This is a genomic window from Rhizobium lentis (genome assembly GCF_014200175.1).
In the GTDB taxonomy this organism is placed as follows: domain Bacteria; phylum Pseudomonadota; class Alphaproteobacteria; order Rhizobiales; family Rhizobiaceae; genus Rhizobium; species Rhizobium mulingense.
In genome coordinates this window covers 320,282-344,439 of sequence record NZ_JACHBD010000002.1, presented here as the reverse complement: position 1 = coordinate 344,439, position 24,158 = coordinate 320,282, and the positions used below count along the sequence as shown (strand labels likewise).

General features: G+C 61.9%; 24 protein-coding genes and 2 tRNA genes. 9 read left to right on the top strand and 17 right to left on the bottom strand.

Features of this window, described 5'->3' with window-relative positions; genetic code table 11:
• The first annotated feature begins 6 nt into the window (after window positions 1-6).
• From GGI60_RS07355 to GGI60_RS07340, 4 genes are all read left to right on the top strand, one after another.
• Window positions 7-903, top strand: coding sequence for a LysR family transcriptional regulator (locus GGI60_RS07355; RefSeq protein WP_183914433.1), 897 nt, complete (start codon window positions 7-9; stop codon window positions 901-903).
• 232 nt (window positions 904-1,135) lie between these two features.
• On the top strand, window positions 1,136-1,597 hold the full coding sequence (locus GGI60_RS07350; RefSeq protein ID WP_246720342.1) for a cupin: 462 nt from the start codon (window positions 1,136-1,138) through the stop codon (window positions 1,595-1,597).
• An 89-nt stretch (window positions 1,598-1,686) separates the two neighbouring features.
• The gene (locus tag GGI60_RS07345) at window positions 1,687-2,886 is read left to right on the top strand and encodes an MFS transporter (RefSeq protein WP_183914683.1); all 1,200 of its coding nucleotides are present in this window, start codon (window positions 1,687-1,689) and stop codon (window positions 2,884-2,886) included.
• Window positions 2,887-2,973: 87 nt separating this feature from the next.
• The gene (locus tag GGI60_RS07340; protein WP_183914431.1) at window positions 2,974-3,456 is read left to right on the top strand and encodes a DUF302 domain-containing protein; all 483 of its coding nucleotides are present in this window, start codon (window positions 2,974-2,976) and stop codon (window positions 3,454-3,456) included.
• 1,125 nt (window positions 3,457-4,581) lie between these two features.
• On the opposite strand, the gene GGI60_RS07335 is transcribed toward GGI60_RS07340, so the two are convergent.
• From GGI60_RS07335 to GGI60_RS07290, 10 genes are all read right to left on the bottom strand, one after another.
• Window positions 4,582-4,657 (bottom strand) — tRNA-Phe (locus GGI60_RS07335).
• Between the two features lie 179 nt (window positions 4,658-4,836).
• Window positions 4,837-5,049 carry a DNA gyrase inhibitor YacG gene (gene yacG, locus GGI60_RS07330; protein ID WP_183914429.1) on the bottom strand — a complete coding sequence of 71 codons (213 nt, stop codon included), beginning with the start codon at window positions 5,047-5,049 and terminating at the stop codon, window positions 4,837-4,839.
• A 32-nt stretch (window positions 5,050-5,081) separates the two neighbouring features.
• On the bottom strand, window positions 5,082-5,702 hold the full coding sequence (locus GGI60_RS07325) for a Maf-like protein (protein ID WP_010028866.1): 621 nt from the start codon (window positions 5,700-5,702) through the stop codon (window positions 5,082-5,084).
• Window positions 5,703-5,756: 54 nt separating this feature from the next.
• On the bottom strand, window positions 5,757-5,975 hold the full coding sequence (gene infA, locus GGI60_RS07320; RefSeq protein WP_003545338.1) for a translation initiation factor IF-1: 219 nt from the start codon (window positions 5,973-5,975) through the stop codon (window positions 5,757-5,759).
• Between the two features lie 122 nt (window positions 5,976-6,097).
• Complete coding sequence (locus tag GGI60_RS07315) at window positions 6,098-6,583, bottom strand: low molecular weight phosphatase family protein (RefSeq protein WP_183914427.1); 486 nt, start codon at window positions 6,581-6,583, stop codon at window positions 6,098-6,100.
• Window positions 6,580-7,053 carry a UPF0262 family protein gene (locus GGI60_RS07310; RefSeq protein ID WP_183914426.1) on the bottom strand — a complete coding sequence of 158 codons (474 nt, stop codon included), beginning with the start codon at window positions 7,051-7,053 and terminating at the stop codon, window positions 6,580-6,582. The genes GGI60_RS07315 and GGI60_RS07310 overlap by 4 nt, the downstream gene beginning before the upstream one ends.
• A 4-nt stretch (window positions 7,054-7,057) precedes the next feature.
• Complete coding sequence (gene hisD, locus GGI60_RS07305; protein ID WP_183914424.1) at window positions 7,058-8,356, bottom strand: histidinol dehydrogenase; 1,299 nt, start codon at window positions 8,354-8,356, stop codon at window positions 7,058-7,060.
• 49 nt (window positions 8,357-8,405) lie between these two features.
• Window positions 8,406-8,837, bottom strand: coding sequence for a DUF2948 family protein (locus GGI60_RS07300; protein ID WP_097582451.1), 432 nt, complete (start codon window positions 8,835-8,837; stop codon window positions 8,406-8,408).
• A 96-nt stretch (window positions 8,838-8,933) separates the two neighbouring features.
• A complete protein-coding gene (gene murA / locus GGI60_RS07295) occupies window positions 8,934-10,226 on the bottom strand; it encodes a UDP-N-acetylglucosamine 1-carboxyvinyltransferase (protein WP_038686791.1) in 1,293 nt (430 codons plus the stop codon).
• Between the two features lie 92 nt (window positions 10,227-10,318).
• Window positions 10,319-10,513, bottom strand: a complete 195-nt coding sequence (locus tag GGI60_RS07290; RefSeq protein ID WP_009996058.1) for a hypothetical protein — start codon at window positions 10,511-10,513, stop codon at window positions 10,319-10,321.
• A 155-nt stretch (window positions 10,514-10,668) separates the two neighbouring features.
• On the opposite strand from GGI60_RS07290, the gene GGI60_RS07285 reads away from it, so the two are divergent.
• Together GGI60_RS07285 and GGI60_RS07280 are read left to right on the top strand one after the other, a co-directional pair.
• Window positions 10,669-10,743: transfer RNA gene (locus tag GGI60_RS07285), tRNA-Thr, on the top strand.
• 404 nt (window positions 10,744-11,147) lie between these two features.
• Window positions 11,148-11,393, top strand: a complete 246-nt coding sequence (locus GGI60_RS07280) for a DUF982 domain-containing protein (RefSeq protein ID WP_168295872.1) — start codon at window positions 11,148-11,150, stop codon at window positions 11,391-11,393.
• Window positions 11,394-11,619: 226 nt separating this feature from the next.
• On the opposite strand, the gene GGI60_RS07275 is transcribed toward GGI60_RS07280, so the two are convergent.
• Together GGI60_RS07275 and GGI60_RS07270 are read right to left on the bottom strand one after the other, a co-directional pair.
• On the bottom strand, window positions 11,620-11,880 hold the full coding sequence (locus tag GGI60_RS07275) for a hypothetical protein (protein WP_183914422.1): 261 nt from the start codon (window positions 11,878-11,880) through the stop codon (window positions 11,620-11,622).
• A gap of 57 nt (window positions 11,881-11,937) precedes the next feature.
• Window positions 11,938-12,198 (bottom strand): BON domain-containing protein, encoded by a 261-nt coding sequence (locus GGI60_RS07270; RefSeq protein WP_183914420.1) that lies wholly within the window; start codon window positions 12,196-12,198, stop codon window positions 11,938-11,940.
• A gap of 168 nt (window positions 12,199-12,366) precedes the next feature.
• Between GGI60_RS07270 and GGI60_RS07265 the strand changes: the two genes are divergently transcribed.
• Both GGI60_RS07265 and GGI60_RS07260 read left to right on the top strand, forming a co-directional pair.
• Window positions 12,367-12,642, top strand: coding sequence for a hypothetical protein (locus GGI60_RS07265; RefSeq protein ID WP_409527249.1), 276 nt, complete (start codon window positions 12,367-12,369; stop codon window positions 12,640-12,642).
• 102 nt (window positions 12,643-12,744) lie between these two features.
• Window positions 12,745-14,805 carry an ATP-dependent helicase gene (locus GGI60_RS07260; protein WP_183914418.1) on the top strand — a complete coding sequence of 687 codons (2,061 nt, stop codon included), beginning with the start codon at window positions 12,745-12,747 and terminating at the stop codon, window positions 14,803-14,805.
• A gap of 63 nt (window positions 14,806-14,868) precedes the next feature.
• On the opposite strand, the gene GGI60_RS07255 is transcribed toward GGI60_RS07260, so the two are convergent.
• The 5 genes from GGI60_RS07255 to mscL all read right to left on the bottom strand — a co-directional run bounded on the left by GGI60_RS07255 (window position 14,869) and on the right by mscL (window position 20,434).
• A complete protein-coding gene (locus tag GGI60_RS07255; RefSeq protein ID WP_183914416.1) occupies window positions 14,869-15,807 on the bottom strand; it encodes an MBL fold metallo-hydrolase in 939 nt (312 codons plus the stop codon).
• Window positions 15,808-16,049: 242 nt separating this feature from the next.
• Window positions 16,050-17,102 (bottom strand): enoyl-CoA hydratase/isomerase family protein, encoded by a 1,053-nt coding sequence (locus GGI60_RS07250; RefSeq protein WP_183914414.1) that lies wholly within the window; start codon window positions 17,100-17,102, stop codon window positions 16,050-16,052.
• A gap of 138 nt (window positions 17,103-17,240) precedes the next feature.
• Complete coding sequence (galE, locus tag GGI60_RS07245; RefSeq protein ID WP_183914412.1) at window positions 17,241-18,275, bottom strand: UDP-glucose 4-epimerase GalE; 1,035 nt, start codon at window positions 18,273-18,275, stop codon at window positions 17,241-17,243.
• Window positions 18,276-18,483: 208 nt separating this feature from the next.
• On the bottom strand, window positions 18,484-19,650 hold the full coding sequence (locus tag GGI60_RS07240; RefSeq protein WP_183914410.1) for a pyridoxal phosphate-dependent aminotransferase: 1,167 nt from the start codon (window positions 19,648-19,650) through the stop codon (window positions 18,484-18,486).
• Window positions 19,651-19,996: 346 nt separating this feature from the next.
• Entirely contained in the window at window positions 19,997-20,434 is a 438-nt protein-coding gene (mscL, locus tag GGI60_RS07235; RefSeq protein WP_183914408.1) for a large conductance mechanosensitive channel protein MscL, read from the bottom strand.
• Between the two features lie 220 nt (window positions 20,435-20,654).
• On the opposite strand from mscL, the gene GGI60_RS07230 reads away from it, so the two are divergent.
• A complete protein-coding gene (locus tag GGI60_RS07230; RefSeq protein ID WP_183914406.1) occupies window positions 20,655-24,158 on the top strand; it encodes a PAS domain-containing hybrid sensor histidine kinase/response regulator in 3,504 nt (1,167 codons plus the stop codon).

Sequence of the window (24,158 nt, the reverse complement as noted above, 5' to 3'; positions counted from 1 at the left end):
GCGGCGATGGATATTCATCATATACGTTATTTTCTGGCAGTCTGCGAAACACGCAATTTCACGCGTGCGGCCGAAAGGTGCAATGTTACTCAGCCGGCGCTCAGCCGCGCCGTACAGCAGCTTGAAGACGAGGTCGGTGGCTTGTTGTTCCGCCGAGAGCGCAATCTCACTCATATAACCGATCTCGGCAATCTGCTCCGGCCACGGTTCCAGCAGATTCAGGACGAGCTCATGGGCGTGCGTTCGGAGGCATCGCGATTTCTCTGTCTCAACGAAGCTCATCTCAAGGTTGGCATCATGTGCACGATCGGTCCACGCCGGTTCACCGGTCTCCTGACCGACTTCAACATGCGCCACAAGGGTATTCAACTACAACTGATCGAAGGCGTGCCGACGAAACTATCTGAACTGTTGGAGACAGGCGAAATCGATGTGGCACTGATGTCAACGGCGACGAACTTTCCCGAGCGCTTCGACGTGACTTCGCTCTTCCGCGAGAGGTTCATGCTCGCCTTCCCTGCCGGCCACAGGCTCAGCCAATACGACGCCATTCCCATTTCTGCGATCGACGGAGAAGTGTACCTGCGTCGCGTCAACTGCGAATATTGGGATTACCTCTCGGATCTTTGCGATGCGCAGGGTGTCAAGACGCTCGTTTCCTATTCCAGCGAACGCGAAGACTGGATCCAGAATCTTGTCGCCGGCGGCTTGGGCATCTGCTTCATTCCTGAATACAGCGCCGTCATTCCCGGACTTCAGGTTCGACCGGTCGCGGAGCCGGAGGTCAGCCGGGAAGTCTGTCTTGTGACTGTCGCGGGTCGCCGCTTTTCGCCGGCGGTTTCCGTTTTTGTCGGCGCTGTGAAATCGTATGGCTGGGCGTCCCCGCCGAGCCGACCGCATTGATGAATGTAGCTTACCGCCTCAATTGAACATGGCCTGGCGATTTGCCGGGCCTTCTGTGCTTGTCCGGCAATCGACAATAGCCCACGGCTATCGATTTCAAAAGCATCTGGCATTTCTCTTTCGATCGGCAGTCCGCCACTCTCCTCACATGCTCGACACCGATCTTGCCGAGCCCCAACAAGGAGAAGCACCGATGATGCCTTCAATCAAAACCCGCCAAGTCTCTTTGGCTATGCTTGCCTTTAACGCACTGATGTTCGCCGCCGGCCTGCCCGCCTCATTTGCCTTTGCCGGCGACTGCCCGGCCGATCAGGTTGCCCAAGATGGCATGAAACCTGGTCCCACAATGCCGAAGGGCGTCACTGACAGTGTCCTCAAAACAATCGATCTTTCTTCCAAGGGCGATGCCTGGAAGGGCAGCATGCTGCGCATGCGAAAGCTGGTCGTGCAGCCGGGCGGCGTTGTTCCCTGGCATTCGCATGACATGCGCCCGGCCAATATCCTGATTGCCTCCGGGTCAATCACCGAATACCGCAGCACCTGCAAGGTGCCGATCCTGCACAAGAGGGGCGAGGTCACCGCCGAGTTCGGCCACCTCTCCCATTGGTGGAAGAACAACGGCAAGGTTCCGGCCGTGCTTTATTCCTCCGACATTTTGAGCCCCGAGATGCACGACGACAACGCGGCGATGTGATTGCTGCCTCGTCCGTTGACCCAGCCTTTGAGCAACGCTCCGGCGTTTTCGGCCATTGCCGAAATCGCCGCATTTCGGGGGACCTAGCAATGACCAATTTCGAACAGCCGCTCGCATCCACTCATGCGGACAAGAAACTTCGTACCGATAGTTGGCGATTTGGGCTGATCGCGCTCATTGCTTTCCTGACCCTTGTCGACCTCTTCGCGGCACAGGCGGTGTTGCCTTCGCTGGTCGAGAGATTCCAGGTGAGCCGTGCCACGATGGGTTTTGCCGTCAATGCCAGCACGTTCGGCATGGCAGTCGCCGGTCTGCTCGTGGCTTTTTTTGGCGGGGGTGTCGACCGGCGCAACGGCATCTGGATCAGCCTCGCCCTTCTGTCCATCCCGACGACGCTGCTGGCATTTGCCGACAACATTATTGTCTTCGCGGCGTTACGGGTGCTTCAGGGACTGTGCATGTCGACCGCCTTTACGCTCACGGCAGCCTACCTGTCTGAACATTTTTCCGCCGGAAAGACCGTCGGAGCCCTGGCAGCCTATGTCACAGGCAATGTCGCGAGCAATCTCTTTGGCCGTATGCTGTCTGCCGCTATCGCCGGCGTCGGCGGCCTTTCGCTGAATTTTCTGATATTCGCAGGACTTAATCTCCTCGGCGCCGCGTTGGTCTGGTTTACGCTCAAAAAGACCGCGAACATGATGCGCACGAACAATCGAGGCAGTGTTGCCAGTCGCATCTGGAGCGTTCACCTTGCCGATCCGGACCTGCGACGCGTCTTCGTGATCGGTTTCCTGATCCTGTTCGTGTTCATCGGAACCTATACCTATGTGAACTTCCAGATTGTCGCGCTGGGCGTGGCGCCGATGGCGCTCGGCCTTGTCTACCTCGTCTTTCTCCCTTCGATCGTGACCACGCCGTTTGCCGGGAAGCTTGCAAGCTATGTCGGGTCGAAAGCGGCAATGGTGTTGACCCTGGCAATGGCCGTCCTCGGGCTCGTGGCGCTTCTCAGCAGAAATTTGCCGATCATCCTCGCGGGATTGACGCTGGTGGCAATCGGCACGTTCCTGGCGCAAGCAATTGCCACCGGCATCATCGGCGGGCGTGCGACGAGCGACAAGGCCGGTGCCAGCGGCATCTATCTGGCATCCTACTATACCGGCGGCATGATCGGCAGTCTGGCTCTCGGACAGGTCTATGACCATCTCGGCTGGAACGCCTGCGTGTTCGTCCTGATCACCGCACTCGGCGCAGCAATGCTCCTCGGAAGTTCGCTAAGCGCGCCACCATAAGTCCAGCCTATCGAAGCGGCCGGAACGCTGTTCCGCCCCGACCTGACAACTACGCCGAAGATTTACCCAACCAAAGGAGAGAATGCCATGCAAAGAATGATCAACCTGTTCTTCGCCGCCATGCTTTCATCGGCTGCCGCGATCGTGGCAACGCCCGTCTCAATCGCCCAGGCAGGTGCCCGCGACGGCGTCGTTGTTCTGAAAAGCCGTTACTCGGTTGACGAGACTGTTAGTAAGATCAAGGCCAATGTCGCTGAGAAGGGCATCATGCTGTTCGATGATATTGATCAAGCGGCTCTCGGCACGGCTGCCGGCAACAAGGTCCTCCCTTCACGGCTGGTTCTGTTCGGCAATCCGGCACTCGGAACGACATTCATCACCGCCAATCCCACAGCCGGCCTCGATTGGCCGGTCCGCGTTCTCGTCTACGAAACGAAGGATGGGGCGGTTCGCGTCGCATACACGGATTTTGCCTGGATCGCGCGACGCCATGGCATCACCAGCCGCGACAAGGAATTCAAGATGGCGTCTGACGTCATTAAAGCGGTGACGGAACCGGTCGGCCAATGAAGCAGGCTGACGAGCTAGCTGGCCCCTGCCCGACCCGACATCGATCGAAACGGGCGAAAGCAGCGTGGCCTTCTATGCCGTCAGACCACTGCTCGACAGCTTCAACAGAGCATTTCGTGAGGATTGAAGGGGTGATGGGCAAGCGAAATATGGTAACGACCAGATAGCGGGCACCCGAAGGAACACCAAGCCGGCGTGACGGTGGCGGATGTTTGCCACAGTTACGGCATCAGCGAGCCGACCTTCTATCGGTAGCAATCTCTGCAGTCCGGAATGCCGGCCTCCATGCCAAAAAGGTGAGAGCCCTGGATGAAGAGAACCAGAAGCTCAAGAAGCTTTTGGCCGAATCCATGCTCTCGGCGGCGACGCTGAGCGAGATGCTGGCGAAGTCAACGAAAGGCGGCACTGACCTCTGAACAGAGGGATTGTTGGCCGCGGCCGGGCGCGCCGTCCCCCAGCCGGAGCGCTCGTCAACCAGTGATGCGTGCCACGTAGGCCGTCGTTTAGTACCAGCGTCCCCGACCGTACCAGCCGCCACCGCCTAGCAAAAGAAGTATCACAACGATGATGACAAGGGTTGTGAGATCCATGTGCGTTCTCCTCGGAGTACCGTCACCATCTCGTTCGCGCCTGACGGGCGTTGCTCATGGTCGGACTCCCTGGCTTACAACGGCAATGACCGGTGTTGGTTCCATTCGATGCCCTACCCAGCCGGCGTCAACCCAGGCGGACCCCGCGCCTTCCGGGACGACCGCGGCCGAAGGCGGCGATAATGTCTACGAGCTGAGTATAACAATGATCTCGGCCGACAGGACATCAAGTGAATTCGACGCATCAACTGCGCGTTTTCGCCGTTTTGTTGGCCGGCGCAGGAAGCCTCAAATCATACGTTTGGCTGCGCCGACTTTGTCGACCAGAATGATGATTGGACCCGGGCGGAGCTGATCAGCGGCTTTCTCCGTCCCGAAGGGGGGACGTGTGCATTCCATCTCGCGTGTTTCGCGGTTTCCCTGTAGCAACCGTTGGAAATGTAAGGAATTCCGCCGCAATACACGCAACATGAAATTGGTCGACTTATCTCGATCGACGGCCATCTTAGTGCTTGGTACTGCTTGGGGAGTGTAGTGGTGCCCAGGACCGGAATCGAACCAGTGACACGCGGATTTTCAATCCGCTGCTCTACCAACTGAGCTACCTGGGCTAACCTGCTTCCGATGATGCTTCTTTTGAAAAAGAACCGCGGGGCCTTGGTTCGCCCCGGAAGCGAGCGGGTTATAGCATCTTGTTCGCTCATGGCAAGCGTCAAATGACTCTTTTTTGACGGTCTCCCCGGATTTGCCAATTCATGAGGAAAAATAAGAGCTTCGCCGATCGATTTCGCTAGTTTTCCTCGTCGGGATAATCGGCCTTGGTCTCGTCATCAGCAACCGGAATGGCATAGGAGCCGGTCAGCCAGCGGGAGAGATCGACCTCGCGGCAGCGGTTGGAGCAGAAGGGATAATGTTCGCGATTCGACGGCTTGCCGCATTCGGGGCAAGGGCGCGTCTTACGCAGCGGTTCGACCTTGGCGGCGGCTTTCCTGTTTTCGGGCATAATCGGTTCGTCCTATGGCGTCGGCCGCGGCCTCAGCCCTCTGGCCACCGGCTATGCACATCGAAGCCTTCGCCGGTCAAAAGCACAATGGTTTCATAAAGCGGCAGGCCGACGACGTTGGTGTAAGAGCCCACCATCTTCTGCACGAAAGTGCCGGCCAGGCCCTGGATGCCGTAGGCGCCCGCCTTGCCGCGCCACTGGCCGGAGGCCAGATAGTTTTCGATCTCGAAGCCGGACAGCCGCTTGAAGCGGACCTTGGTCTCGACGATCTTCTGGCGGATCTTGCGATCCGGCGTCACCAGGCAAACGCCGGTATAGACGAGATGGTTGCGTCCGGACAAAAGATGCAGCGAACTCAACGCCTCGTCGGCAAACTCGGCCTTGCCGAGAATGCGCCGGCCAACGGCGACCACCGTGTCGGCGGAGAGGATATAACTGCCCTTCCAGGTGATGTCGCCCTTAATGGCGGCAAGGGCGGCTTCCGCCTTCTCGGCCGAAAGCCTGCGGGCGAGCGAGCGCGGATGCTCCGACTTCTTCGGCGTCTCGTCGATATCCATCGGCATCAGGCGCGACGGCTCGATGCCTGCCTGGTTGAGCAGGTCAACGCGACGGGGCGAGCCCGAAGCGAGAATGAGCTTATATTTCAGCGCCATGGAACCTCGACCATCGCCAGACGGGAGAAAACCCTTGCAGGACCTTGGGCAAGCTTACTTGAAACGGTAGGTGATGCGGCCCTTGGTCAGATCGTAGGGCGTCATTTCCACAAGCACCTTGTCGCCGGCGAGAACGCGGATGCGGTTCTTGCGCATGCGGCCGGCGGTATGGGCGATAATCTCGTGTTCGTTTTCAAGCTTCACGCGAAACGTCGCATTCGGCAGAAGTTCGGTGACGATTCCCGGGAATTCGAGGACTTCTTCTTTCGGCATATAGTGGTTTTCTTCCTGTGGGTTGAAGAGGCAGCGCAGCGCGCGCCTTGAAATTTGGGCGGAAACTACACAATCAAGGCGGGTTTGTGAACCTTGTTGATCGGGCTTTCCGTCATTTGTTTTCACGCCGACTGCGCGGCGATGCCTTTTCGTTTCAGCAGCCGGCTTTCGATGAGACCGGTGAGATGATTGCGGACCTCGCGATAGCTCTCGAGAATCTGCTCGCGCGTTCCGCTGACAACCGTCGGATCCATCGTCGGCCAGTAGACGACGTCGATTGCATTCGAGCGCGTCAGCTCCAGCGCGGCATGATGGGCCTGCGGCGACAGCGTGATGATCAGATCGAAATAATCGTCCTCGAGGTCTTCCAGCGTCTGCGGCTGGCGGCGCCCGAGGGAAAGCCCGATCTCCTCAAGCACCACATCGACGAAAGGATCGCGCTCGCCGGCGCGAACGCCGGCCGACCTTATATAGGTATTGGACGGCAGAATGCTACGAGCAATGATTTCCGCCATTGGCGAGCGGATGGCGTTCAGCCCGCACATGAAGAGGATGGCGCCCGGCCTCTTCCCCTCCTCGACGTCGGCGGCGACCTCCATTGCCGTCATCCGCGCCAGTAGAGCACGCAGACCAGCGTGAACAGCCGCCGGGCGGTGTCGAAATCGATCTCGATCTTGCCGGTCAGCCTGTCCTTCAGCGTCTGCGACCCCTCGTTGTGGATACCGCGCCGGCCCATATCGATCGCCTCGATGCGGCTTGGTGTGGCCGAACGGATCGCTTCATAATAGCTCTCGCAGATCATGAAGTAATCCTTGACGATCCGCCGGAAGGGCGTGAGCGACAGGATATGGGTGGCGACATTGCCGCCGTCTTCCGTGGCGATGGCGAAGACCAGCTTAGAGTCGACCAGCGAGATGTTTAGCCGATAAGGCCCGCCGGCATGGCCGATCGGCGCAAAGCTGTTCTCCTCGATCAGATCGAAGATGGCGACGGCGCGCTCATGCTCGACATCGGGCGTCGAACGGCCGATCGTATCGTCCAGGACGACGTCGCAAAGCCGGAAATCGCCCGCCGCCATACCCTCACCTTTCGAGGTTAAGGCGGATCGCGACCGATCGCGCATGGGCATCGAGGCCTTCGGAAACCGCCAGCGCGATCGCCGCCGGGCCAAGGGTGCGCAGTTCATCCGGCCCGAGGCGAAGGATCGAGGTGCGCTTGACGAAATCGAGGACCGAAAGACCGGAGGAGAAGCGCGCCGAACGCGCCGTCGGCAGCACATGGTTCGAACCGCCGACATAATCGCCGATCACTTCGGGCGTATGGGCGCCGATGAAGATCGCACCGGCATTGCGGATGCCATCGAGCAGCCGGTCCGGATCGGCGACGGCAAGCTCGAGATGCTCGGCGGCGATGCGGTTTGCGAGCGGAACGGCCTGGTTCAGATCGGTAACGAGGATGACGGCGCCGAAATCGCGCCAGCTTGCCGCCGCCGTCTCCGCACGGTTCAGCGACTTCAGTTGGCGTTCGACCGCCTGCTCCACCTGCTTGCCGAATTCGACATCATCGGTGATCAGGATCGCCTGGGCGCTGGCATCGTGCTCGGCCTGCGCCAAAAGATCGGCGGCAATCCAATCGGGATTGTTGTCCTTGTCGGCAATGACCAGCACCTCGGAAGGACCGGCGATCATATCGATGCCGACAGTGCCGAAGACGTGGCGCTTGGCGGCGGCGACATAGGCGTTGCCGGGACCGGTGATCTTGGCGACCGGGGCGATCGTCTCGGTGCCATAGGCGAGAGCAGCGATCGCCTGGGCGCCGCCGACGCGGTAGATCTCGGTCACGCCGGCAAGCCTGGCGGCGGCGAGCACCGCCGGATTGACGGCGCCGCCGGTGGCGGGAACGGCGATGACGATCCGGTCGACGCCGGCGACCTTGGCCGGCACGGCGTTCATCAGCACCGAGCTCGGATAGCTCGCGGTACCGCCGGGAACGTAAAGTCCGACCGCCTCGATCGCCGTCCAGCGCGAGCCGAGACGGACGCCGAGATCGTCCTCGTAAATATCGTCCCTCGGCAGCTGCCGGCGATGATGGGATTCGATGCGGAGCGCCGCGAGCTTCAGCGCCCCAAGAACTTCCGACGGCACCGCCTCGATGGCGGCGTCGATCTCTTCAGGCGTGACGCGCATCGGCACGGTGGCGAAATCGATGCCGTCGAATTTCAGCGAATATTCGGCAAGCGCCACATCGCCACGCGCCCTGACGTCATCGATAATGGCGCGCGCAACGGCGTTCACATCCTCGGAGACTTCGCGCTTCGTCGTCAGGAAGGCGGCGAAATGCTGCTCGAAACCTTCCGATGCCTGATCCAGCCAGATTGCCAAGGCCGATATTCCTTCTCAACTCGAAACCGCAACATTCAAACGTCGGGCGTCAGGGATGGCGCGGCTTGGAAGCCGCCTCCCAGGCGCCGCCGATATCGGCAAGCTGCGCCTCGATGCATTCGACATCGAGCGCTATCGAGGCCTTGCCCGACAGCGCCAGCTCGACCGTGCCGTCAGGCCCTTCGCCCTTCTTCTCGAAACGCAGCGCCAGGAGCGACAGCACCTCGTCCCGCTCACCACGGTCGATGCCGAGCGAACGCACGGCAAGCACCCGCTTGAAGACCAAGGCGGCCCGGCGGCGCTCGAAACCCCTGCGCTTGCGCCCGGCACCCTCCCAGACGAAACGATTGGCGGCAAGGGCGAATTGCGCTTCGCGCGGCGACCAGTCGATGTCACCGACCTTGAAGACGCTGTCCTGCATATGGGCGGAGATGATGGCAAGATCCTCATCATCGAGCGCAACAAGCTTCAGATCGGTCATCCAGTCTTATCCCAGGAGGCATCGCCGGAATGGCGATGCGTCAGACAAGGGAAATAGGATGCTGTGACGGATTACGCAACCGGGATGAACGAGGGCTTACTCGCTGATGCGCTGGACGACGGCGCCGCAGCGGGTCAGCTTCTCCTCGAGCCGCTCGAAACCGCGGTCGAGGTGATAGACGCGGGAGACCGTGGTTTCGCCCTCGGCGGCAAGGCCGGCGATGACGAGCGAAACGGAGGCACGCAGATCGGTCGCCATAACAGGCGCGCCGCGCAGGCGCTGGACACCTTCGATCTTCGCCGTCTGGCCGGAGAGCGTGATCCTGGCGCCGAGGCGGGCAAGCTCCTGCACGTGCATGAAGCGGTTCTCGAAGATGGTCTCGGTGACATGAGAGATGCCGGAGGAGCGGGTCATCAGCGCCATGAACTGCGCCTGCAGGTCGGTCGGGAAACCCGGGAAGGGATCGGTGACTATATCGACCGGCTTGATGCCGGCGCCGTTGCGCTTGATGCGCATGCCGTTGTTGGTCGCGGAGATATCCGCCCCGGCGCGGCGCAGCGTTTCCAGCGCGGTTTCGAGCAGCGACACATCGGTATTTTCCAGCACGACGTCGCCGCCGGCCATGGCGACGGCCATGGCGTAGGTGCCGGTCTCGATGCGATCCGGCAGGACCCGGTGGCGGGCGCCGGAGAGCGAGGTGACGCCCTCGATGGTGATGGTCGCAGTCCCCGCGCCGGAGATCTTGGCACCCATGGCGTTCAGGCAGTTGGCGAGATCGACGACTTCAGGTTCGCGGGCGGCATTGCCGATAACAGTGGTGCCGCGGGCAAGCGTCGCCGCCATCATCATCACATGGGTGGCGCCGACGGAAACCTTCGGGAAGGTGTAGCGCGCGCCGATCAGGCCGCCATCGGGGGCCTTGGCGTTGATGTAGCCGGCATCGATCTCCATGGTCGCGCCGAGCGCCGTCAGGCCTTCGATGAAGAGATCGACGGGGCGCGTGCCGATGGCGCAGCCGCCCGGCAGCGACACCCGGCAATGGCCTTCGCGCGCCAAGAGCGGGCCGATGACCCAGAAAGAGGCGCGCATCTTCGAGACCAGTTCATAGGAAGCGGTGGTATCCACGATGGTGCGGCAGGTGAAATGAATCGTGCGGGCGTAGGAATCCTCCTGACGCTCGCGGCGGCCGTTGACGGCGACGTCGACGCCATGATTGCCGAGGATGCGCATCAGAAGTTCGACATCGGCCAGATGCGGCACGTTTTCCAGCGTCAGCGTATCGCTGGTCAGAAGCGAGGCGATCATCAGCGGCAGTGCGGCATTCTTGGCGCCGGAAATCTGAATGATGCCATTCAGCTCATTACCGCCGACGATTCTGATACGATCCATGTGCGCTTACTTCCTGAAAGTTCTGGCTTGAAAGAGGAGTGAGGGTGTTTAGGGGATTTCTTAAGAGGCTTCAATTCGTGCCGGACGGAACATTACGATTCGTCCATTTTTGCGGCGGGCAGCCCATTTGTTTCGTCGGCCTGGCCCGAACGGCGGGCGCGTACCTGCTGTTTGCGTCGGCTGAGATTTTCCCTGAGCTTTTCGGCGGCGCGCTCGCGGCGCAGCTTCGCCTGTGCCTCGATTGCCTCTTTGCGGCTCTGGTGGCCGGTTTCGGTCTTGTCGTTCATGTGACAGAATTAACCGAATTCGCGCCGATCCAAAAGTCCCCCGCATCGCAATCCACGCGAAGTTGGAATTTGCGGCTTGCGCTTGTCGTCAAGCTGTGGCAATAGCCGCCCCGTTCCCGCGATTGAGCCGCCCGGCTCGCACGGGTCCTGGTCCTGCTGCCGTAGCTCAGTGGTAGAGCACACCCTTGGTAAGGGTGAGGTCGGTGGTTCAATCCCACTCGGCAGCACCAGTTTTCTTATCCGACATCATTTCTCGCACTTGGCTGGCCCCTCATCCGGCTGCCGCCACCTTCTCCCCGTAAACGGGGCGAAGGGGATATGTCGCAAGCTCTCGGTCCCCCGCAGGCCTCACGCCGGCACGTCCCCTCGCCCCGTTTACGAGGAGAGGAGCATGGATCAGCGATGCGGGCCTGCAACATATGGTTTATTTAGGGCCTCTCCTCGCGTACGGGCGTAGCCCTCTTCGAATCCTACGATCCCGTGTCGCCAAGTCGGCATTTCGGTTCATCGACAACAAACGATTCACCATTGTTGACCGCAAAATTCTCGCTAGAATGGCTATCATGGCGGCGTCCCCCCTGAGGACAGGATGGCGCAGCACACATGGTTCTGTCGAAACCCCGGAGGAGCATCGATGGCAACTGAAAAATGGAACGACCCGGTGAAGGTCGGTTTCGAAGGCGCTGACCTCAAGACTGTCAACGGGCCGTTCGATGCGTTGAAATGTCTGGCGGATCTCTGGCCGAGCGCGCGCGGGCTGCATTATATCAAAGCGCGCAGCACCTGTCGGGCAGCACTCGACGGACGCAAGAGCGTGGAAGAGGCAAGGGCCGAGTTCCTGGCGGCGGCCGAAGAGGCGAAGCTGAAGCTGCTGCATTAACGCGGCAGGGAACGTCCGGCTGTTTTTCGATTTGTTCGGCAAGCGTGCCGGAACGAGACATTGTTTAATTTTCACTTAACCCTGGATCGAGCAGATGCCGGGTTTTGGCGCAAAGGACGTTGCGCCGGGGACAGCTGTTTCGATAGAACACACGCAGCCATCATGATGATGGTCAGAGGCTCGTCACCGGAAACGCCGGCGAGCCTCGTTCGGACAACCCCGTTTGTCAGCATCCCGCGTCGCCGGCATCCTCCACCTCGACATAACCGACACCGATGATCGTGCCGTCAGCCGCGCGGATGAAGGACGGCAGATAATGCGGCTCGGCCGGCTGGCAGGCGGCCGTTTCGGTATATTCGTTGAGCGCGATCTGGTCCTTCGGAAGCGCGGAATAGTTCGTGCCGGTTTCGAGCGAGGCATAGGCGGAGCCGGCGTAGACACCACAGATAATCAAGGTGGTTGCCCAAAGGCGAAGAAGCAACTGCATGATGGCCTCCAGCGTTTTGATCCGGCATTTCAACACGCGGGGGCTTACTTGGTTCCCTCAGCGCCGCAGCAGGCGGCTATGCACATAGCCTCGGCCGACGACGCTTTCGGCGATCGCGACGGCTCGTTCGACATCGCCGTGCCGGCGCACGAAACCTTCGAGGATGACATAGGAACCAAGCGTGCTGACGGTGATTTCCCCGGCGTCCAGATCATCGGTGGCATGGAGAGCGCTCTCGACCGAAGCGCGTGTCGCCGCCTCGCCATGACCCTGCCGGGTGGGTTCGTCATGGTCTAGGAATAAAGCAAACCCAATCACTTAGGCGTCTCCTGAGGTTGGTAGATCCAGGTTAACGCCGCAACGGGGCTTTCGTTGCGGTTCGCCGGTCTCGACGGGATATTCGCGCGGGATTTCTGCGGGCCAAGCCTGACCTGCCCTTGGCGGAAGGTGCTGCGGCTTCCATATCTTGCTGCAGTCGAAAGAGGGATGACGACGATGAAAGTGCTGATGCCCGCCTTGTTTGCCGCAGCATTGCTGACCGGCTGCTCCTCTGCCGATAGCCCGGCGCTGGAACCCATTCCCGGCAGCATCACCTATGGCGGCCAGCCGCGGACGAAGCTCACCAAATCGCCGGTCGGCAGCGCCGTCCACCACCAGTTCTACAACGGGACCGGCCAGCGCGTGGAGGAAACCTATATTCTTCAGCCGGACCGCAGCCTGAAGCTGGTGCGGCGCGTGGTGGGGCCGGATTTCCCCGATTGAGACTTGCGCCGGTCCGGGCTTGACAGCGGCTGAAATCGCGAACATTCAAGGAACATCTAATCTTCTCGCAGTGATTCTGCGGGAGCCCGACCGGACGGCTGGATGTATCTCGAAAAGCTCAATCCCCAGCAGCGCATGGCCGTCGAGCACGGCACGCTCGCCGACGGGAGCCATATTGCCGGGCCGCTGCTGGTCATCGCCGGCGCCGGTTCCGGCAAAACGAACACGCTGGCCCATCGGGTCGCCCATCTGATCGTCAAGGGCGCCGATCCCCGCCGCATCCTGCTGATGACCTTCTCGCGCCGGGCGGCGGCCGAAATGGCGCGGCGCGTCGAGCGCATCTGCCGCGATGTGCTCGGTTCGAATGCCGGCGTCATGGCCGATGCGCTTCATTGGTCCGGCACCTTCCACGGCATTGGCGCGCGGCTCTTACGCGACTATGCCCAGCAGATCGGCCTCGATGCCGATTTCACCATCCATGACCGCGAGGACAGCGCCGACCTGATGAACCTGATCCGGCACGATCTCGGCTTCTCCAAGACGGAAAGCCGGTTCCCGGCCAAGGGCACCTGCCTTGCCATTTATTCCAGGGCGGTCAACTCGGAGACGGCGCTCGATCAGGTGCTGCGCGACGCCTTTCCCTGGTGCGTGGCCTGGGAAAAACAGCTGCGCGAGCTGTTCGCCTGCTATGTCGAGGCGAAGCAGAGCCAGAACGTGCTCGATTACGACGACCTGCTGCTCTACTGGGCGCAGATGGTGGGCGAAAGCGTGATCGCCGAGGATATCGGCAGCCGCTTCGACCATGTGCTGGTCGACGAATATCAGGATACCAACCGACTGCAGGCCTCGATCCTGATGGCGCTGAAGCCCCAAGGCCAGGGACTGACCGTCGTCGGCGACGATGCGCAGTCGATCTATTCCTTCCGCGCAGCGACGGTGCGCAACATCCTCGATTTTCCCGCAGCCTTCAGCCCGCCCGCCAATATCGTCACGCTCGACCGGAACTATCGCTCGACGCAGCCGATCCTGACAGCCGCCAACGCCGTCATCGATCTCGCCTCGGAGCGCTTCACCAAGAATCTCTGGACCGAGCGGCAATCGGCCGAGCGGCCGCGCCTCGTCACGGTTCGCGATGAGGCCGATCAGGCACGTTATGTCGCCGACAAGGTGCTCGACAATCGCGAAGAGGGCCTCAAGCTCAAGCAGCAGGCGGTGCTCTTCCGCGCCTCGCATCACAGCGGGCCGCTGGAGGTCGAGCTGACCCGGCGCAACATTCCCTTCGTCAAATTCGGCGGGCTGAAATTTCTCGACAGCGCCCATGTCAAGGACATGCTGGCCGCGCTTCGCTTCGCGCAGAACCCGCGCGACCGGGTGGCGGGCTTCCGGCTGATGCAGATCCTGCCGGGCGTCGGGCCGTCGACGGCGCAGAAGGCGCTCGACCTGATGGCCGAGGATGCGAGCCCGCTCTCAGCGCTTGCCGCCATGCCGGCGCCGCCGCGCTGTGGGGAGGATTGGGTGGCTTTCGTTTCGATGCTTCAGGAAATGAAATCCGGCAAGGCCGGCTGGCCAGCGGAAATCGAGCTGGCGCGGCAATGGTACGCGCCGCATCTGGAGCGGCTGCATGAGGACGCGGCAACGCGGCAGGCCGATCTGTTGCAGCTCGAGCAGATTGCAGGCGGTTATGCCTCGCGCGAGCGTTTCCTCACCGAGCTCACGCTCGATCCGCCGGATGCGACCAGCGACCAGGCCGGCGTGCCGCTGCTCGACGAGGACTATCTCATTCTGTCGACCATCCATTCGGCCAAGGGCCAGGAATGGACGAGGGTCTTCATGCTGAATGTCGTCGACGGCTGCATTCCGAGCGATCTTGCCGTCGGCGCCACCGCCGAAATCGAGGAGGAGCGCCGGCTGCTCTATGTGGCGATGACGCGCGCCCGCGACGGTCTCGACCTCGTCGTGCCGCAGCGTTTCTTCACCTATGGGCAGAATGCGCAGGGCGACCGCCATGTCTATGCCTCGCGCAGCCGCTTCATTCCGGCGACGCTGCTGCAATTCTTCGAGGCCTGCAGCTGGCCGCAGGTGAAGTCAGAGTCTGCTGCTCAAGCCCAGGCGCGGCAGGTGCGCATCGATGTCGGCGCCCGCATGCGCGGCATGTGGCGGTAGAGCCGGCCGCATGGAATCCGATCCATGCGACGCGCTTTGGTTCGGTCCTGACCTGGCAGGTGCTCAATAGTCCCAGAACACCGGCACCCAACGGAAAACGTCACCGTCGACCGCCACGCGGCCGACCGACGGGAACGGCAAGTGGGTGGCCACCAGCTGTTCGCCATTCGCCGCCAACTCCCTGAGAAGATCGATGCGAACACGAGCGGCCTCCTCAGGATCGTGTTCGAAACCATTGTACCAGTTGGGGTGCTCGAACCCGACCGCGAACACGGCATCGCCGGCGAATGTCAGGCGGTCACCGCCGGATGCCAGTCGGACCACGCTATGTCCGGGGGTGTGGCCGCCGGTGCGTTGGACGATCACACCCGGCGCCACTTCAGATCGCTCGTCGAACAGCTTGAGATGGCTGCCGTACTCGCTGAGGAACCGCTTTGCTGTTGCCCGAAGCGCATCCGGAAAGCCGGGCGGCATGGACACGTGGCTGAAATCGGGCGCCTCCCAGAATTTGGTCTCCGCAGCCGCCACGTGGATCCTGAGATCGGCGCGCAACCGGTCCTTCACGCCATCGACCAGCAGCCCGCCGATGTGATCCATGTGCAGGTGGGTGAGCACCACGTCGGTCACCGATGCCAGATCGATGCCGGCGCCCTCCAATCGCTTGATCAACTGCCCGGCGCGCGGCAAGTTCAAGTCCGGATCCAGGCCCAGCCCGGCGTCGATGAGGATGGTCTGCCCACCGCTGCGGACGAGGACCACGTTCAACGCCCAGTCGAAAGCGTCTCGCGGCAGGAACATATCGTCCAGCCAGACTGCCCGGTCAGCCGCGTCGGCGTTGTGTCCCAGCATCGTCGTCGGGAGCGGCAGCACGCCATCGCTGATGATCAGCACTTCAATTTCGCCGATCCGCACCGCATAGCGCGACGGGACCAACTCTTCGGGCTTCGGCCTGCCAGGCTCCTGCCGACTGGTCGTTAGGGGTTTTGCTTCTGCCTGCGACATGATGCGCTCCTGTTTTTCGTGATCGAGAGATGTCGGTTAGGGGTCACGTCGCGGACACTATGCCGAAGCGCGGTTGACGGTCGATCAGATCAAAGGAGAGGCAAAGCTAGGCTTTGGCACAGCCCGGCTTACGGTTTCGGCGTGTCACGCCGAAGATTCGGTGTTGAAAAGGCTGCATCAGGAAGCAGAGGTTCTCGCCCGCCGCGTGGTGCCGCGCATTCAGCCTTCAGGGGATGACAGCGTCAGAGCAAAAGCGGCGGCTCGGCCGGTTTCAGGAATTTCTCGACCGTTTGCGCCTTGACGGCCTCGACTGACGCCGGCGACCATTTCGGATTGCGGTCCTTGTCGATGACGGCTGCACGGATGCCCTCGAAGAAATCCGGGTTGTGCAACATCTGCAGGCAGGCGCCGAGTTCGCGGCCGAGGCATTCGGCAAGCGAGGCGCTGCGGCGGCCGGCTCTCAGCAGATGCAGAGCGAGCTTCAGGCTGGTCGGCGAACGCGTCAGCAGTACGCGGCGCGTCTCGGCGGCGAATTCTCCTTCCTCCCGGCCGAGCGCCGCGAGGATCTCCTCGACGCTCTCGAAACAAAGCGCACGGTCGATCACCGCTACGTTCTGCCGCAGCCGGCTTTCACCCCGAGGTTCCGCAAACGCCTGCAAGGCGGTATCGACATCAATCGACGAACCACCGCGTGGTAGCGTGGACAGCGCATCGATCACCTCGCCTAGTCGCGAGGAAGCGATTTGAACATCGGCAAGCCCGGCATGGATTGCATCAGCCGCGCCGATATCGAGCCCGGTCAGGCCGAGCCAAGTCCCGGCCTCGCCGGGTGCCTTCGGCAGCAACCAGGTGGCGCCGACATCGGGGACGTAGCCGATGCCGGTTTCCGGCATGGCAAGGCGGGTGCGCTCGGTGACGATGCGATGGCGGCCGTGCGCAGACAGGCCGACGCCGCCGCCCATGGTGATGCCGTCCATCAGCGCGACATAGGGTTTGGGGTAAACGGCGATCTGGTGGTTGAGGCGGAATTCCTCGCGCCAGAAGGTTCCGGCGAGTCCGTCACCGGCCCGGGCGCTCTCATGCAGGGCGCGGATATCGCCGCCGGCGCAGAAGCCGCGTTCGCCTTCCCCTGTTGCCACGACAATCGCCACGTCGGCATCGCGGGCAAAGCCGTCAAGCGCCTCGGCGATCGCCCGGATCATCGCCAGCGTCAGGCTGTTCAGCGCCCGCGGCCGGTTGAGCCGGATGATGCCGGCAGCGCCTCGCCGCTCGATGATGACTTCGCTGTCCTGCATGGTTCACCTCCGCTGTTCCAGCCTTTCCTGGTCAGACATTCTGCCCAGGAAAGGCTTGAAACCATGAATAGACGACGATGCGGCATCGCTCCAGAGCATTTCCGGCAAGCCTGTGAACAGGCTGCCGTCGAGCACCGTTCAGAAGGATGCGGCAGCAAGCGCCCGATGGATGCTGTGCAGGTCGTCGACATTTCTGTTCGACAGGAAGAGCTCCCAATCGAGCGAGCTCTGGACGATGATTTCCAGCGAATCGTGGCGGGGTTTCCAGTCGAGCACCTGGCGGGCGAGCGAAGCATCGGCGACGACGCTTGCCGAATCGCCGGGACGGCGCGGCGCCATATGGATCTTGAAGGAATGTCCGTGCAGGCGGGTGACCATGTTCAAGACGTCGAGCACCGAATAGCCGCTGCCATAACCGCAATTGGCAACCAGCGAGCCTTTGTCCCTGCGCAGATGATGCAGCGCTTTCAGATGGGCATCGGCAAGATCGGTGACATGGATGTAGTCGCGCACGCCGGTGCCGTCATGGGTGGGGTAGTCGATGCCATAGACATGGACGCTGTCGCGTTTGCCGAGTGCTGCCTCGCAGGCGACCTTGATCAGATGCGTGGCGCCTGCGGTCGACTGGCCGGTGCGGTGATCGGGGTCGGCGCCGGCGACGTTGAAATAGCGGAGCGCGACATAGTTGAAATCATAGGCGGCGGCGGCATCGCGCAGCATGAATTCGGTCATCAGCTTCGACTGACCGTAAGGATTTTCCGGATTGAGGGAGGCATTCTCCTTCACCGGCAGGTCGTTCTGCTGTGGACCGTAGACGGCCGCCGTCGACGAGAAGACGAAATTGCGGATGCCGGCCCCGATCGCGGCGGAGAGAAGCGCCCGGGTCTTGCCGGAGTTGTTGTCGTAATAGGAAAGCGGATCGGCGACCGAGACCGGGACGACGGCGGAGCCGGCGAAATGGATGATCGCCTCGATGTCATTTTCGATGAAGATCTTCTTCAAGATGTCGGGATCGGCAATGTCGCCGAGGTAGAAACGCGCCGCCGGCGCCACGGCCCAGCGAAAGCCGGTGGAGAGGCGGTCGAGCACCACCACATCCTCGCCCGCATCGATGAGCGCCCAAACCATGTGACTGCCGATGTAACCGGCCCCGCCCGTCACCAAAACCGCCATGTCCCAAACCCCTGCTTTCGCTTTTTAGAAGCAGGGGCATCAGGCGCCGGTTTTTCTTTCCAATTTTCTTATCGCAGGGCCGTTCGGGACCCTTTCAACGCTTATGTTTGGAGTCGTGGTTAGAGGCCGATTTCGAGCTTTGCTCAAGTTTTAGCGATCCGGCCGTTCCGGCGCAAAATCGGCCCGGCGCGCGCTTTCGCCGGCCCTCTCAGAGTTTGACGATATAATCGCAGAGACGCTCGGCAGCGACCGCTATCTGGCCGGGGTCGCGCAGGAAACAGGCGCGCAGGAACAGTTCGCCGCCGGCGCCGAAAGCGGTTCCGGGGGCGAGACCGACGCCCGTCTTGTCGACGATGTCGATCGCGGCCCTGCGGCTGTCGGTAACCCCGTCGATCTTCAGGAAAGCATAGAGTGCGCCGTCCGGCTTCAGCGTCTCGACGCGGTTGGTGGCAATCAGCGCATCGCAGAGGATGTCGCGGGAACGGGCGGCCCTGGCGATGTTGGCGCGCACGAAATCGTCGCCTTGATCGAGCGCCGCGACGGCGCCCTTCTGCATGAACTGCGCCACACCCGACGTCGAATATTGGATGAGGTTTTCGAGCACCTGTCCCATCTCGGGTGGAGCGACGATCCAGCCGACGCGCCAGCCGGTCATCGACCAGTTCTTCGAGAAGGAATTGACGAAGATGATCTTGTCGCCCTCTTCCATGATGTCGAGGAAGGAGGGCGCGCGGCCGCCGGCAAAGTGATAGAGCGCGTAGATTTCATCCGCCATGATCCAGAGATCATGTTTGCGGGCAAGGGCGAGGATTTCGCCGAGGTCTTTTCTGGTTGCGGTCCAGCCGGTCGGATTCGACGGCGTATTGATGAACAGACCCCGGGTCCTTGGCGTGATCGCGGCTTCGATGCGGTCGAGATCGAGCCCCCATCTGCCGCCTTCGAACTGCAGTTCGACGCCGACGGCGCGCGCACCGGCTATTTCGAGCGCGGCAGCGATATTCGGCCAGGCCGGGGTGAGATAGACGAACTCGTCGCCGGGCGAGGTCAGCGCCTGCACGGAGATCTGAATCGCCTGCATGCCGGAGCCGGTGACATAAAAATGCTCGACCGGCAGGCGTACGGAAAACTGCCTGAAATAATAATCCGACAGCGCCCGGCGAAGCTCGGGAATGCCGCGCTGCCAGGTGTAGAAGGTTTCGCCTGAAGCAAGCGCCTCCATTGCCGCCTGGCTGATGAAATCGGGCGTCGGCAGATCACCTTCACCCACCCAGAGCGGCAGCAGGCCTTGCCGGCCGCGGGCATAATTGACGACTTCGACGATCCCGCTTTCGGGCGCCGCCAAGGCGCGCGGGCTGAGGCTGTTCATGATCGACATGCAGATCTCCGGTTTGCGCCTTCATAAAAGATTTATGCCGGCAAATCCCATGATATCGAGTGATGGCATATCGATTTTCGTGATGAATGGCCGGGCTGGGCCGATGTGGTGAGGCGCTCCAATGCGGCCTACCCCAGCCCACCGTTGGCGAGTTTGACTGGAAAACCTACCCACCCTCCGTCGTCCTCGGGCTTGACCCGAGGACCGTGCGCTGGCTGGTGGTGGACGCGGTGTGGATGCTCGGGTCAAGCCCGAGCATGACGGAAAGTGGGGTGGACGGAGCCATTGCGGAGTCCACCGCGGCGTGGCTCAGTACGCCGCGCGGAGCCGCCGACTCCGGCCTCGATCAGGCCGTCGGGCGCTTGGCAAGGAGATCGCGGATCTCCGTCAGCAGTTGAACATCCGCCGGCGGTGGGGGCAGCTCTTCCGGTGCGGCCTTTTCCTGGCGCTCGACCTGCATGCGCAGATAATTGACGCCCTTGACCATCAGGAAGATGATCCAGGCAAGGATCAGGAAGTTGATGAGCACGGTGAGGAAGCTGCCATAGGCAAAGACCGCGCCTTGTGCGCGGGCGGCGGCAAGCGTCGGCGCGTTGACGGCCGAGGACAGTGGCAGGAAGTAATTGGAAAAATCGAAGCCGCCGAAAATGGCGCCGACGATCGGCATGATCAGGTCGTCGACCAGAGATTTGACGATGCCGCCGAAGGCGCCGCCGATGATGACGCCGACTGCAAGATCCATGACATTGCCGCGGGCGATAAAGGCCTTGAATTCGTTGAGCATCGGATCCGTCTCCCTTCGATCCATTTCAGAGAGTATGCGATGGATTTCATTAGCTACATCTTCCTTGCGATAATCAATCGGCAATCGCAATTATTTGGCAATACCCCCGGCGGTCTTTGACTTAAGGCCTAGATGCGCGGGAATTTTCAACGCCTCTGAAATGACTTAAGCTGAAAGGGTTGCGGGAGGTCCCGGCGGGCTTTCCGCCGGCGGAGGGTCAATGCTTCCAGGCTGGATTATATTCGCGTCTGCCTTCGGCTATCTGCTGCTGCTGTTTGCCGTGGCAAGCTATGGCGACCGCAAGAAGCGCGGCCCGGGCGCCCTGGAAGGCGGATGGCCGGTGGTCTATGCGCTGAGCCTGGCGATCTACTGCACCTCCTGGACCTATTTCGGCAGCGTCGGGCTTGCCGCCCAGCGCGGCCTGGAATTTGCCGGCATCTATATCGGCCCGATCCTGGTCTTCACGCTCGGCATGCCGCTGCTTCGCCGCATCATCGAGCTCGCCAAGGCGGAGAAGCTAACCTCGGTCGCCGATTTCGTCGCCGCACGCTACGGCAAGAACCCGACGGTCGCGACGATCGTCGCGCTGATCTCGCTGATCGGCACCATTCCCTATATAGCGCTGCAGCTGAAAGCGATCTCCAGCACCGTCAGCGCCATGGTCAATCCGTCCGATTACGGCATCGGCAGCGGCAATCTCTACTTCCTCGACCTGCCGCTCGCCGCGACGCTGGTGCTTGCCTGCTTCGCCATCATGTTCGGCACGCGACATACGGATGCGACGGAACACCAGGACGGCCTTATTCTGGCCGTCTCGATGGAATCGGTGGTCAAGCTCGTCGCCTTCCTGACGGCGGGCGTCTGCGTCATCTGGTTTCTTTTCGATGGACCGAGCGATCTCTGGCAGAAAACCGTCAGCAATGACCTTGTCATGTCGGCCCTGAATTATCATACGCCGATCAGCCGCTGGCTCACGTTGATCCTGCTGTCGGCCTTCGCGATCATCATGCTGCCGCGGCAATTTCACGTGACGGTCGTGGAAAACCGAACGGCAAAACAGCTGAAACTCGCCGGCTTCCTGTTCCCCTTCTACCTCATCGCGATCAATCTCTTCGTGCTGCCGGTGGCGATCGGCGGACTGCTGACCTTCGGCGGCGCCGGCAACGCAGACTTCTACATGCTGTCGCTGCCGCTTGCCGGCGAGATGCCTGTCATCACGCTGATCACCTTCATCGGCGGCTTTTCTGCCGCAACGGCGATGGTCATCGTCGATTCGGTGGCGCTGTCGATCATGGTGTCGAACGACATCATCATGCCGATCTTCCTCAGGCGCAAACTCGCCGGCCGCGCCAGCCAGCGCGACGATTTCGCCAAGACGCTGCTCAACATCCGCCGCAGCGCCATCTTCGCCGTGCTGCTGTTCGGCTATGCCTATTACCGCTCGACCGACAGTACCGCCGGCCTCGCCTCGATCGGCCTTCTTTCCTTCGCGGCGATCGCACAGATTGCCCCAGCCCTGTTCGTCGGGCTGATCTGGCGGCGGGCGAATGCGCGCGGCGCCATCCTCGGGCTGACGTCCGGCTCCGTTATCTGGATCTACCTGCTGTTCCTGCCGTCGCTCGGCGGCCCCGATTATTCCTATGTGGCAAGCGCCGTGCTCGGCTTCATCTTCCCCGGCGCGACGGTTTTTACGGCGCCCGACGCCGATCCGCTGGTCAATGCGACCGTGATGAGCCTGCTCGTCAACACCGCCTTCGTCATCGTCGGCTCGCTCACCCGCAACGCCAGGCCGCTGGAACGCATCCAGGCCGGCATCTTCGTCAAGCGGCATTCGCGCTCGCAATTTGCCACGCGCGGCTGGAAGACCCGCATCAGCGTCGGCGACCTCAAGGCGGCGATCTCGCGCTATCTCGGCGAAGAGCGCATGCAGCGGTCGCTGACGACCTATGAGCAGAGCTCCGGCCGCAAGCTGGAGGACGAACAGCCGGCCGACATGGCGCTGATCCATTTCAGCGAACAGTTGCTCGGCAGCGCCATCGGCTCGTCCTCGGCCCGCCTGGTGCTGTCGCTGATCCTGCAGAAGATCGAGGATGCCTCGTCCGACACCGCCTGGCTGCTCGACCAGGCGAGCGAGGCACTGCAGTATAACCAGGACATGTTGCAGACCGCGCTGTCGCAGATGGACCAGGGCATCGCCGTGTTCGACAGTTCCAATCGGCTGACCATCTGGAACCGGCGCTTCCGGCAATTGCTCGACCTGCCGGAAAATGCCGGCCAGGTCGGTTTTCCCCTGGCCGACATCGTCACCATTCTCAGCCAGCGCGGCGACATCGCGTCCCGCGATCAACAGCAGACGGTGCGGCATTTCCTGACGCTCGACAAGCCGTTCTCGCTGGTGCTCGGCGGCGGCGAGCGGATCATCGAGGTGCGCTCCAACGCCATGCCCGACAAGGGCATCGTCGCCACCTTCACCGACATCACCCAGCGCGTCAGTGCCGACCAGGCGCTGAAGCAGGCGAACGAGACGCTGGAGCAGCGGGTCGCCGAGCGCACGGCCGAGTTGACCCGCGTCAACCGCGAACTCGCCGAAGCGCGAGCCGCCGCCGACGAGGCGAATATCGGCAAGACCCGCTTTTTCGCCGCCGCCGGCCACGACATCCTGCAGCCGCTCAACGCCGCCAGGCTTTATTCCTCGGCATTGGTCGAACGCATGGCGCAATCCGACAACAGCCCGATCGTGCGCAACATCGATTCGGCGCTGGAATCGGTCGAAACCATTCTCGGCGCGGTGCTCGACATCTCCAGACTCGATACCGGCGCCATGCGGCCGCGGCTCGCCTCCGTCGCCCTCTCTGATCTCTTGGAGCGGATCGAGACCGATTTTGCGCCGATCGCCCGGGAAAAACAGCTGAAGCTGGTGGTGATGCCGACGTCGCTCAGGGTGCGCTCCGACCCCAACCTGCTGCGCCGGCTCGTGCAGAACCTCGTTTCCAACGCCATCAAATATACGATCACCGGCAAGGTATTGGTCGGGGCCCGGCGGCGCGGCAATCAGGTGATCATTCAGGTGATCGATTCCGGCATCGGTATTCCGCCGTCGAAATTCCGCACGGTGTTCAAGGAATTCGCGCGGCTGGACGAAGGGGCGAAAACCGCCTCCGGCCTCGGGCTCGGCCTTTCGATCGTCGACCGCATCGCCCGCGTCCTCAACCATTCGGTCGAGCTGCAGTCGACACATGGCAGGGGGACGGAATTCCGCATCGCCATGCCGCTCGACGTCTCGCGCCCGGCCCAGGCCATCGCGGCCATCGCACCGGGCGACCGCCCCTCACAGCCGCTCAAGGGGCTGAAGGTGCTCTGCATCGACAATGAGCCAAAAATCCTAGAAGGCATGCGGTTGCTGCTCAGCGGCTGGGGCTGCGCGGTGGCGGCGGTGGATCGCCTAACTGATGTGATCGCAGGCGAGGGCCATGACGGACCGCCGGATCTCGTCATCGCCGATTATCATCTCGACGACGGCACCGGCATTGCCGCGATCCTGCATCTGCGCGGGCAGTTCGGCGTCGATATCCCCGCGTTGCTTGTTACCGCCGATCGCACGCCGGAGGTGCGCAGCGAGGCCGAGCGGCACGATATCGCCGTCCAGCACAAGCCGGTGCGGCCGGCAGCGCTGCGCGCCTACATCACCCAGATATCAGGGCTCAAGCGCGCGGCTGCGGAATAA